Source organism: Reichenbachiella carrageenanivorans (assembly GCF_025639805.1).
Taxonomy (GTDB): domain Bacteria; phylum Bacteroidota; class Bacteroidia; order Cytophagales; family Cyclobacteriaceae; genus Reichenbachiella; species Reichenbachiella carrageenanivorans.
This window is the reverse complement of the sequence record NZ_CP106735.1, coordinates 1635932-1647766: the sequence shown is the minus strand read 5'-3', so window position 1 is coordinate 1647766 and position 11835 is coordinate 1635932. Positions and strand designations below refer to the sequence as shown.

At 41.4% G+C, this 11835-nt stretch carries 11 protein-coding genes; 6 read left to right on the top strand and 5 right to left on the bottom strand.

Features of this window, described 5'->3' with window-relative positions; genetic code table 11:
- The first annotated feature begins 125 nt into the window (after positions 1–125).
- The gene (locus N7E81_RS06620) at positions 126–1031 is read left to right on the top strand and encodes a 1-aminocyclopropane-1-carboxylate deaminase/D-cysteine desulfhydrase (protein WP_263052501.1); all 906 of its coding nucleotides are present in this window, start codon (positions 126–128) and stop codon (positions 1029–1031) included.
- A complete protein-coding gene (locus N7E81_RS06615; protein WP_263052500.1) occupies positions 1028–2131 on the top strand; it encodes an adenylate/guanylate cyclase domain-containing protein in 1104 nt (367 codons plus the stop codon). Before N7E81_RS06620 ends, N7E81_RS06615 begins: the two co-directional genes overlap by 4 nt.
- A gap of 58 nt (positions 2132–2189) precedes the next feature.
- Here the strand turns inward: N7E81_RS06615 and lpdA are convergent, their stop codons facing one another.
- The 4 genes from lpdA to N7E81_RS06600 form a co-directional block, all read right to left on the bottom strand.
- A complete protein-coding gene (gene lpdA / locus N7E81_RS06610; protein ID WP_263052499.1) occupies positions 2190–3584 on the bottom strand; it encodes a dihydrolipoyl dehydrogenase in 1395 nt (464 codons plus the stop codon).
- A 39-nt stretch (positions 3585–3623) separates the two neighbouring features.
- Entirely contained in the window at positions 3624–3800 is a 177-nt protein-coding gene (locus N7E81_RS19480; RefSeq protein WP_407692709.1) for a four helix bundle protein, read from the bottom strand.
- A gap of 121 nt (positions 3801–3921) precedes the next feature.
- Positions 3922–5430 carry a 2-oxoglutarate dehydrogenase complex dihydrolipoyllysine-residue succinyltransferase gene (gene odhB / locus N7E81_RS06605; protein WP_263052498.1) on the bottom strand — a complete coding sequence of 503 codons (1509 nt, stop codon included), beginning with the start codon at positions 5428–5430 and terminating at the stop codon, positions 3922–3924.
- A gap of 39 nt (positions 5431–5469) precedes the next feature.
- Positions 5470–8187, bottom strand: coding sequence for a 2-oxoglutarate dehydrogenase E1 component (locus N7E81_RS06600; protein WP_263052497.1), 2718 nt, complete (start codon positions 8185–8187; stop codon positions 5470–5472).
- A 228-nt stretch (positions 8188–8415) separates the two neighbouring features.
- On the opposite strand from N7E81_RS06600, the gene N7E81_RS06595 reads away from it, so the two are divergent.
- The 4 genes from N7E81_RS06595 (at position 8416) to rplS (ending at position 10748) form a co-directional block, all read left to right on the top strand.
- A complete protein-coding gene (locus N7E81_RS06595) occupies positions 8416–9069 on the top strand; it encodes a 30S ribosomal protein S16 (RefSeq protein WP_263052496.1) in 654 nt (217 codons plus the stop codon).
- Positions 9070–9075: 6 nt separating this feature from the next.
- Positions 9076–9609: a ribosome maturation factor RimM gene (rimM, locus tag N7E81_RS06590; protein WP_263052495.1), complete on the top strand. Its 534-nt coding sequence runs from the start codon at positions 9076–9078 to the stop codon at positions 9607–9609.
- The gene (gene trmD / locus N7E81_RS06585) at positions 9599–10291 is read left to right on the top strand and encodes a tRNA (guanosine(37)-N1)-methyltransferase TrmD (RefSeq protein ID WP_263052494.1); all 693 of its coding nucleotides are present in this window, start codon (positions 9599–9601) and stop codon (positions 10289–10291) included. Before rimM ends, trmD begins: the two co-directional genes overlap by 11 nt.
- A 103-nt stretch (positions 10292–10394) precedes the next feature.
- Positions 10395–10748, top strand: a complete 354-nt coding sequence (gene rplS / locus N7E81_RS06580; RefSeq protein WP_263052493.1) for a 50S ribosomal protein L19 — start codon at positions 10395–10397, stop codon at positions 10746–10748.
- 76 nt (positions 10749–10824) lie between these two features.
- Here the strand turns inward: rplS and N7E81_RS06575 are convergent, their stop codons facing one another.
- Entirely contained in the window at positions 10825–11634 is an 810-nt protein-coding gene (locus N7E81_RS06575; protein WP_263052492.1) for a hypothetical protein, read from the bottom strand.
- Between the last annotated feature and the right edge of the window lie 201 nt (positions 11635–11835).

Below are 11835 nucleotides of genomic sequence, written 5' to 3'. Positions count from 1 at the left end.
ACCAAGGTTAAGCTATTGCGGGCACCAATCTAGTTGAGTCTGCTTTAATTTGACAAATTAATAAAAAATATTATCCCCTACTCATTTACACCTTGGCTTTCCTCTTTGCATACTACATTTGAGCCATGTTTGAAGTATCTAGCCCAACTCCCATACAAGCACTCGCACTTCCCATACTAGAGAAAAAAGGTGTCGAAGTATTTGTGAAACGGGAGGATCAAATAGATGTTGAAATATCAGGCAATAAATGGCGCAAACTCAAATACAATTTGATCGAAGCGAAAACCCATGGGTATGGACATATACTCACTTTTGGCGGAGCCTACTCCAACCACATAGCGGCCACCGCAGCAGCCTGTAAGCGCTTCGGTTTTCAGGCTATCGGCCTTATCAGAGGCGATGAGCTCAACAGCCAATCCAACTCTACTCTACAAAAAGCTGCCGCAGATGGTATGCAGTTAGAATTTATCTCCAGAAGTCAATATCAGCGTAGAAACGATATCGAGTGGCTCACCGAGTTGAGCACAAAACATCGAGCCTATATCATCCCTGAGGGAGGGTCTAATCCTCTAGCTATACAAGGAGTAGCCGAACTTGTGGATGAAATCACTCAAGACTTTGACTACCTTGTGTGCCCTGTAGGCACTGGAGGCACGCTAGCAGGTATATCTAGTCGCCTAAAAAAGCACCAAACAGCACTAGGTATCAGCACACTCAAGGGAGAAAAATATTTGGAAGAACTAATTACTAACCTAGTAGGTCGTACATCAGGTTGGCAACTTTTTCATGGTTACCACTTTGAGGGATACGCCAAGTTTGATAGTCATTTAATTAAATTTATCAATGAATTCTATCAAACTACTCATATCCCATTGGATCCCATCTACACAGGAAAAATGATGTATGCTCTCATCGATATGATCAAAAAAGACAAATTTGCCCCTGGTACAAAAATCATTAGTCTGCACACAGGAGGGCTGCAAGGCATCTACGGGTTCAACCAACAACACAACAATCTGCTCAAAACATGAAATGGAAAAGAAATCTATATGATTGGTTCTTTGTCGTCGCCGCATGGGTAATAGCATGTATGGGCATTACTGCCACGGGTATCTTTTTCCAACACTTGATGTTCCGTTTTATCGACATCCCCATGACGCCAGCAAACCAAGAGTATATAGACTACTTTATTTCTGGCTATCAATATATGGAAGGAGGTATGTTTGGGCTGCTTTTTGGTACAGTTTTCTATTTTGTTTACTGGCTGGCTGAAAATACAGAACTCAGAAAAAAGTCTTTTGGGAAGATCATGCTGATCAAAACCGTACTCTACCTCATTGGTTTTTCCTTGGTATTTGCGATTGTTTTTTTCGTCCTTTTTCTCATCGACGTGACTCCAGTGAGTAACATCAACGACCTCAAAGAAGTCTTGGCTAGCTGGCCTTTTTATATAGCCTTTGGGTCTATACTCACCATATTCTCCGTTATTATCAACTTCGTATTAGAAGTCAGTAAAAAATATGGCCCTGGCAATCTATTAGTGATGTTTATGGGCAAATACCACCAACCGGTGATCGAAAATCGTATCTTCATGTTTTTGGATCTCAAGGACTCTACCGCTTACGCGGAAAAGCTTGGCCACATTAAATATTCTAGCTTGATCCAGACCTGCTTCTTTTATCTCAACGAAATCGTATTTGCACACAAAGCACAAATCTATCAGTATGTAGGAGACGAAGCCGTCTTGACTTGGAATTCGTCGGACGCTAATGCTTCTGAGCTCAGCATCAAACTATTCTTTGCTTTTCGCGACAAGCTGCATTCAAAAGCTGCCAAGTTCGAGCAAAACTTCGGGTTTGTACCAGCATTTAAAGCAGGTATCAATGAAGGCTCCGTAACGGTGGCCGAAGTCGGCTATATCAAGCGAGATATTGCGTACCACGGAGACGTGCTCAATACAGGTGCTCGCATTCAATCTATGTGTAGTCAGTTTAACAGGAGCTTATTGGTCTCTGAGCATTTCGCTCAAGCAACACAAAACATAAAGCAATTCAGACAGGAGTTTTTGGGTGAGATCGCCCTCAAAGGCAAAGAGAAGGCAGTCAATATCTACGCCATAGAGCAGACATAAAAAAACCGAAGGAGAACCCTTCGGTTTTTCAATTTATGATTTTCAAACAATAATAATCTTACATATGAATAGGACGAGCATCGGTAGCTGCCAAGCATGCTTCCTTTACAGCTTCCATATAGGTAGGGTGTGCGTGTGACATCCGCGACACGTCCTCTGCCGAAGCTCTAAATTCCATGGCCGTGACACCTGCTGCAATCATATCTGCAGCTCTAGCACCAATGATATGCACGCCTAAAATCTCGTCGGTTGCCTTATCCGCCAATATCTTGACAAGGCCGTCCGTATCCATACTCGCTCTGGCTCTGCCCAAGGCTTTATACGGGAATGAGCCTATTTTGTAAGCTTTGCCTTCCTCTTTCAGTTGCTCTTCGGTCTGGCCTACACCGGCCACTTCTGGCCATGTATATACCACGCCAGGAATCAGGTTATAGTTAATGTGTGGCTTTTGTCCGGCTAATTGCTCTGCGACCAATACGCCTTCTTCTTCGGCTTTATGCGCCAGCATAGCTCCTTTTACCACATCACCAATCGCAAAGATATTGTCCACAGAAGTTTTCAGATGAGCATCCGTTTCGATGCGACCTGCTTTGTCTGTAGCTATTCCTACATTTTCTAATCCTAAACCGTCAGTATAGGCTCTTCGACCAATAGATACCAAACAATAATCCCCTTTCAACTCAAGCACCTCACCTTTAGGCGTATCCGCCTTCACGATTACGTCCTTTCCTTTGGCTTCTACTCCCGTTACTTTGTGTTTGAGGTAGAATTTTACTCCCAATTTTTTCAATGATTTGGTTAACTCCTTAGACATAGTGCCGTCCATCCCAGGGATAATTCTGTCGAAAAACTCAACCACAGATACCTCTGCTCCTAGTCTTTTGTATACAGAACCCAACTCCAATCCTATCACACCACCACCGATGATGATCATGTGCTTAGGGATTTCTTTCAATTCCAAAGCTTCAGTACTGGTGATCACTCTCTTTTTATCAATATTGATAAAAGGAAGAGAAGATGGTTTAGACCCAGTAGCAATAATCACTTTATCTGTAGAAATAGTTTCTTCTTTCTCGCCAGCTACTTTGATGGTGTTTTTATCCACAAACGATCCATGACCGTGAAAAACATCAATCTTGTTTTTCTTCATCAAATACTGAATGCCATCCGTATTCTGCTGTACCACATCGCCTTTACGAGCAATCATCTGCTTGAAGTTTACTTTAGGTGCTGGAATATCAATCCCATGTTCCTTAAAAGTATGCTCCGCATTGTGAAAATGCTCAGAAGAGTCCAACAATGCTTTGGAAGGGATACATCCCACGTTCAAACAGGTTCCTCCAAGGGTATTATATTTTTCTACTATCGCAGTTTTGAATCCTAATTGTGCACATCTGATGGCTGCTACATAGCCTCCAGGGCCAGATCCGATTACAGTTACGTCGTATTTCATGTCTTTTTAGTAGTATTGAGTACTGAGTATCTCTAAAATTTATAATGACTTTTTGAGATTGAAGATCATCTTTTGAAGAATTTGCATTTCACTATTCAACAGATTAAAGTCTTTCTCTTTTAATAATTCAATTCTAGTGGCAATGATCGATTGAGTTCCCACTTCGCAAGCACTTCTGAAAGAAAGGAGGAAGTTTGTTGATAAATTGAAGTACAAAAATCAACAGACTTCTTCCAAACAATGAGTTCTTTGTAATTGTGCATAAGGTTAGATTTTGGTTTCGTTATTAAAAATACAAAAATCTAAAGCCACAATACTCACTATTCAATCCATGCAATTAGATACCTAACATCAATCGAGCAGGATCTTCTAATAATTCTTTAATTCTCACCAAGAAGCTTACAGACTCACGTCCATCGATGATTCTATGATCGTAAGAAAGTGCCAAGTACATGATCGGCCTGATTTCCACCTGACCATTGATCGCTACAGGTCGCTCTACGATATTGTGCATGCCCAAAATCGCAGACTGAGGAGCATTGATGATCGGAGTAGAAAGCATAGACCCAAAGATACCTCCATTGGTCACCGTAAAGGTGCCTCCCTGCATTTCGTCGATGCTCAATTTGTTATCTCTAGCCTTTTTAGCCAATCTTACAACTTCGCTTTCTACTTGATTGAATGACAGAGATTCTGCATTTCTAATCACAGGAACAACCAAACCCTTAGGCGCAGAAACCGCAATGGACACATCACAGAAATCATTGTATACGATCTCATTACCATCGATTTGTGCATTCACTGCTGGCCACTCTTGCAAAGCTTGACAAGCCGCTTTGATAAAGAAAGACATGAAGCCTAAACCTACTTCATATTTATCTTTAAAGGCATCTTTATATTTTTTACGAAGATCCATTACAGGTTTCATATCTACTTCGTTGAAAGTAGTCAGCATCGCCGTTTCATTCTTCACAGAAACCAAACGCTTGGCTACCGTTTTTCTCAACGGAGTCAACTTCTTTCTAGTCTGTGTTCTGCCACCGCCAAAAGCAGGTACTGCCGGGGCAGCCTCTTTAGCTGGTGCAACTGCAGGCGCAGATTTCTGAGCAGCTATTGCGTCATCTTTGGTAATTCTACCCCCTACGCCAGAACCCGCTAGGTCTCCCGCTGGGATTCCTTTTTCTGCCAATATCTTAGCCGCTGCTGGTGATGGGTGACCCGCAGCATATCCTGGTGTACCAGTAGGAGTTTCGGCAGTTACATCAGGAGTAGATGCAACTGGTGCAGGAGCACCTCCTTCTACTACTTCTATTTTGCAAATCAACGCACCGATTTCGATCGTATCGCCTTCTTGGGCTACGATCTTCAGCACGCCTCTAGCCTCCGCAGCCAATTCGAAAGTGGCTTTGTCTGATTCGATTTCAGCGATTGGCTCATCTAGCTCTACCATATCGCCATCTTGTTTCATCCAAGTGCCTATAGTTACCTCAGTAATCGATTCTCCTACTGTAGGTACTTTCATTTCTAACGTTTCACCAGTTTTCCCACTAGCAGCCGGGGCTGGTGTCGACTCCGCCTTGGCAGCTGGTGCCGAAGCAGATGCTCCTGCAGATGCAGACTCATCGATAGTACATACTACTGTCCCTATTTCTATGGTTTCACCTTCCTCTACTTTGATGGTAAGGATACCAGCAGCTTCCGCATTAAGTTCGAAGGTAGCTTTGTCTGATTCTAGTTCACAAATGACTTCGTCCATTTCGACATAGTCTCCACTTTGCTTCGTCCATTGTGATACGGTCACCTCAGTGATCGATTCGCCAACAGTTGGTATTTTAACTTCAATCATTTTTTTATAATTAAATTTTTTAAGTCTCTATTGATTCGATCAGGAGAAAGCCTGATTCACAAGGTCTTCTTGCTCTTTCTTATGCACTTTGGCATATCCAGTGGCTGGAGATGCTGCCGCTTTACGCGAAATCACATCTTTGGTCACTTCTCTAAACACACGTAAGATAAACGACCAAGCACCCATATTTTCTGGCTCTTCTTGTACCCAGTAAACAATATCTACCTTGTACTTATTCAATTCGGCCATCACCTGCTTTTTAGGGAATGGATGCAATTGCTCTACTCTAATGATCGCTACATCTTTGCGCTTATCGGCTTGTTGTTTTTCGAGCAAATCGAAATATACTTTACCATTACACAAGAGTACTTTTTTCACCTTTTTAGGATCTGCGTAATCATCTCCTATCACTTCTCTGAATTTGCCATTGGTAAACTCCTCCGTCTTAGACATCACTAATGGGTGTCTAAACAAGGATTTAGGTGACATCAAAATACATGGCATCCTGAAAGGCATGGCCAATTGTCTTCTGATCATGTGGAAGTAGTTGGCTGGCGTGGTCAGGTTGCATATGTACATATTATTACCAGAGGCCAACTGTAGATATCGTTCTGGTCGAGCATTAGAGTGCTCTGGCCCTTGCCCTTCGTAGCCATGTGGGAGAAGCAACACTAACCCGTTCATTCTTCTCCACTTAGTATACGAACAAGAGATAAACTGATCGATCATGACCTGTGCACCGTTGGCAAAGTCGCCAAACTGTGCTTCCCATATCACGACAGCATTAGGATCTGCCATGGCATAGCCAAACTCAAAGCCTAAACAACCGAACTCTGAAAGAAGGGAATTATAAATTTTGAACTTATTTTCACACCCTTCTATATGATCCAAAAAGCTATAAGGCTCATTGGTATTCATATCTCTCACTACTGCATGGCGGTGAGAGAATGTACCTCTCTTCGTATCCTGCCCAGATATTCTTACCGTATTATTGTCTAACAACATAGAACCATAGGCCAACATTTCTGCAGCAGCCCAGTTGAGTTCTTTCTTGTCAAAGTACATTTCTTTACGTTGCTTCAGTACCTTGTCTATTTGCTTCAATGGCTTGAAGCCTTTAGGCACTTTGATCATCGCATCACCTACCTTTTTGATTACCTCTTCTGATATGGAGGTATCAGGCGACTCGTCAAAATCTTCTGGTCTAGACAATCTCATTTCTGAGAATTCTTTTTCGCTTTGCTGCAAAGTATAAGGCAATTTGTCTTGCTTCACCTGATTCAATCGATCTTGAAGCATCCCTTTAAACTCTTTGTCCATCGACTTAGCCAAACCAGCATCGATATCTCCTCTGTCGATCAACGATTTGTTATATACCTCTCTTGGGTTAGCATGCTTAGAGATCAAATTGTATAACGACGGCTGAGTAAACTTCGGCTCATCAGACTCATTGTGACCATGGCGTCTATAGCACACCATATCAATAAAAATGTCTCTCTTGAATTTCTGACGGTACTCTACAGCCATTTTCATACAAAACACTACCGCTTCTGGATTATCACCATTCACGTGAAGCACAGGTGCATCCACTGTCTTAGCCAAGTCGGTACAATAGATACTAGATCTTGCCTCATCAAAATCTGTGGTAAACCCGACTTGATTATTGATCACAAAATGAATCGTACCACCAGTTGTGTAAGCATCCAATTTAGACATTTGGATCAATTCATAACCCAATCCTTGACCCGCAATAGCAGCATCTCCATGGATAAGAATCGGCATGATCTTCGAATTGTCGTCATTATATAGGCTGTCTATTTTTGCTCTAGCAAATCCTTCAACCACTGGGTTGACCGCCTCCAGATGAGATGGGTTAGGCGCCAATTTCAAATCAACCGTGTGTCCTTCTGGTGTCACGATCTGAGAAGAAAAGCCCATGTGGTACTTCACATCGCCATCTCCCATAGTTTGGTCTGGAACATACCCTCCTTCAAATTCATTGAAGACTTGCTCATAGGTTTTGCCCATAATGTTTACCAATACATTGAGCCTACCTCTGTGTGCCATACCCATCACCACTTCCTGTACTCCCAGTTCCGCTCCTTTGTTGATTGCAGCATCGAGTGCAGGAATAGTGGTTTCACCTCCTTCTAAAGAGAATCTCTTTTGTCCGAGGTATTTTGTGTGCAGAAAATTCTCAAAGACAACTGCCTCATTGAGTTTTGATAAAATCTGTTTTTTTTCTTCTAAAGGAGGGTTGAAGTTGAGTGCTTCTCTTTCCACCTTTTCTTTAAACCACTCCAAAATGTGCGGTTTTCGGATATACATATATTCGAACCCTACCGTTCCTTCGTAGATATCCTTTAATGAGGCGATGATCTTCTTTAGTGGTGCTCTGCCGATACCGATAATATTGCCACTTTCGAACTCAGTGTCTAAATCCTCTTTCGTCAGGCCAAAATCTTCTAACTCTAGAAGTGCTTTTCTGTCTTTACGTTGACGTACTGGATTAGTATTAGATTTTAAATGGCCACGAGAACGATACGCATGTATCAGATCTCGAACTGCTATTTCCTTACTGGAAACAGCCTCTGAGGCTACAGTTCCATCTTCACCGTACTTTTGTAAAGAAAATTCAAAGCCTTCAAAAAATCTCTGCCATGATACATCAACAGAATTTGGGTCGACCTTATAAGATTGGTACATATCGTCAATCACTCCACTGTGCGCATTGGCGATATAAGAATATTTATCCATTTGCTTTTTTATCTTTGCTGGCACAAATATAACATGTCAATTACACAATTAAAAACTGTATATTCGCTTGAGCAGTTTTTAATAATAAAGCTCAGCAATCGCATTCTTCATACAAACATTTTCTCATTCCTCCACACATTTTTAATTTTTAAACAAAAAAGCCGTACATTTGCGGACTTTTTAATACAAGTGGACGTGATCCACAACATTTAAACTATACCATATAAAATGGCAGTAAAAATTAGACTAGCCCGTAGAGGGCGAAAAAAACAGGCAATATACGATGTAGTCGTAGCAGACGCCCGTGCGCCACGTGATGGCCGATTTATCGAAAAACTAGGTTCGTACAACCCAAACTCAAATCCTGCTTTCATCAGCATCGATGAAGAAAAAGCATTGGCATGGGTAATGAATGGGGCACAGCCTACAGATACCGCAAGAGCGATTCTTTCACACAGAGGTGTGATGTACAAAAAACACTTACAAGTAGGAGTGAACAAAGGTGCAATCACGCAAGAAGATGCTGACAAGAAATACGAAGCATGGCTGCAAGAAAAAGACAGTAAGGTTCAAGGCAAAGTTGATTCTTTAGCAAAAGAAAAAGACGCTGCTAACAAATCTAGACTAGAAGCTGAAGCGAAAGTAAACTCTGCAAGAGCAGAAGAGCTGGCTAAGAAAAGGTTGGCCATTGAAGAAGCAGAGGCAGCTACTAAAGCTGAAGCAAGTGCAGAAGAAGCTCCAGTAGCAGAAGAGACCCCTGCAGCAGAAGCTGAAGCACCAGCAGCAGAGGCTAAAGTAGAAGAAACTAAAGAAGAAGCACCTGCAGCAGCAGAAGCTCCAGCTGAAGAAGCTTCTAAAAAAGAAGATAAAGCCGCAGAATAATTTATTATGACAGTTGATGATTGCTACCAAATTGGTCATGTAATCAAAACTCACGGCTTAAAAGGTGACGTTCAACTCTTTTTAGATGTTGACAATCCTTTAGAATATCAAAATTTGGAATCAGTGCTTGTTCAACAGAACAGTGCATTGATTCCATTTTTTATTGAACACATTCAAATCAATTCATCTAAGGCTATTGCCAAATTTGAAGAAATCGACGATGTGGAAGAAGCCAAAGCTTTGGTGGCTAGTCCGATCTTCTTGCCGCTCAATAATTTACCTGATTTGGCAGACGACGAATACTACCTCCATCAATTGGTAGGCATGGATTTGTACGACAAGGGTAAACTTATTGGACAAGTAAAAGAACTTTTTGAAATAGGTCCTCAAGAGCTTATTTCGGTTATTCATCAAGGCAAGGAAGTTCTAATTCCTTTAAAAGATGAAATTATCCTGAAGGTTGATATTGAAACCAACAGAATAGATGCCGATATACCTGATGGCTTAATTGATATATACCTAGAGGAAGATGAGGATTGACATCATCACATGCGTACCAGCCATGTTTAGTGGCACCATAGATCAAAGCATTCTCAAACGCGCAGGTGACAAAGGAATAGCTCAAATCCATGTGCACGACTTGCGCGACTATGCCATCAACAAACACAATCAGATAGATGATTATGCTTTTGGCGGTGGCGCTGGAATGGTACTGATGATAGAACCTATAGATAAGTGTATTTCTCAGCTAAAGTCAGAACGCAAATACGACGAAATCATCTACATGAGTCCTGATGGCGAAAAACTTTCTCAAAGTATTTCCAACGAGCTCAGTTTGAATGAAAACATCATATTACTATGTGGTCATTATAAGGGCATAGACGAGCGTGTACGCGAACATCTGATTACTAGAGAAATAAGCATAGGAGACTATGTATTGACAGGAGGCGAGCTGGCCGCAGCTGTAGTCGCAGACTCGGTGATTCGGCTGCTGCCAGGGGTGATGAACGACGAAACGTCTGCACTTACAGATTCGTTTCAGGACGACTTGATTGCGCCTCCAGTATACACTCGCCCAGCAGAATACAACAACTGGAAAGTACCAGCAGTACTGACCTCTGGGCACCAAGCGAAAATAGACGCTTGGCGGTTTGATCAACAAGTAGAGAGAACAAAGGCCAAAAGGCCTGATCTACTTAAAGATTCAGAATTAGAAGATTGATCAAAGGAATTTTGAATTATATTTTGAAAGCCTTTGAATTATTTATAAAATAAATTTCTATATTTGCAGTCCGATTTTTGGAGGGGCATATAAAGCTAATAAAATGAGCGACTTAATTAAATTAATCGAAGAAGAGTACAAAGAGAAGAGAGCAGCAATGCCTTCTTTCAACCCTGGTGATACCGTGAATGTTCACGTGAAGATCAAAGAGGGTAACAAAGAAAGAATTCAGCAGTTTCAAGGGACTGTGTTACAGATCAAAAACCCTAGCTCTAATGGCGAAACCTTCACGGTAAGAAAAATCTCTAGTGGCATAGCTGTAGAGAGAATATTTCCAATGCTTTCTCCTAACATCGACAAAATCGAAGTCTTGAGAAGAGGAAAAGTAAGAAGAGCGAAATTGTATTACCTAAGAGGTAGAAAAGGTAAAGCAGCTAGAATCAAAGAAAAGATCTAAGCAGCTATTACTAGATAGAAGAATTCAAAAGGGTTCTGAGTCAATGATTCAGAACCCTTTTTCTATTAGTCCAACCCTACTCCAAAACATCATCTATTTCCAATACACGGTCTGGTGCTAAACGCGACTGATAATATATATGTATAGCCGCTGCTGAATCTGCTTTATTCGGAGGTACAGGCAATACATGTAGCCGTTCATTACTGCGCTTGCCTGCACGCGTCTCTGTCAATATATGCAAATAAGCAGGTAACTCATCTCCTTTCTCTATTGTCACCTGCTTTAAAAACGCCCCCATCTGATTGAAGTAAATCAATAAGTCGTTGACCAAAATAGCTTCTTCAGTGAAATACAACTGCCCGTGGTCACTAGCTTTCATCTTTTTTAGCTGTTGTCGATTGCCTAAGTGCATCAACACACTAATCAAAGCGCCAAAAACAACACCCAAGCCAGAAGAAGCTAAAACAAGTTCGACCATATTACTAAATTGATCTTGGAGCATGTAAGCAAATACACCTCCCGCTATAAGCGTACTCATAATCATCATGCCAACCAAATCTTTTTTCACTTCCTGTTCTCTCCCTCTAATAAATGAGGCCCAGGTCGATTGATCTACCTCCCATGTCTCAAAACTCGCAACTTGACCAGATCTAATTTCACTTATCATCTCACTCATCCATGTACTATTCAGCGCAATCATCCGTTGCACTACCCAATAGCCAAGCCCTATCGAAACCAGCGCTACAACTACATAGACAGCACTAAAACCCTTAGAAGCCATTAATACGCCACTAGCCACAACTCCTCCCATACATACCATAAGCACCAACGTGAGCAAAATGATTTTAATAACGAAAAACTTATTCTTACTTTTTCTTGTCTTCATTGCGTTGAAATTCTAAAATGAAAGAGCGAAATCCTCTCTGGCACACTCCAAAATATATCTGAAGTAAAAATCTTTGATTTATGAGCGATAGACCATACCTACCACTCGGTATAATTGATACAGAAGAAAAACCAACCATTCCTCCTCCGTTAGGGAAATTCCCTTCTTTCTTTTCCTGCTTATTGTAAACCTACTTTTATA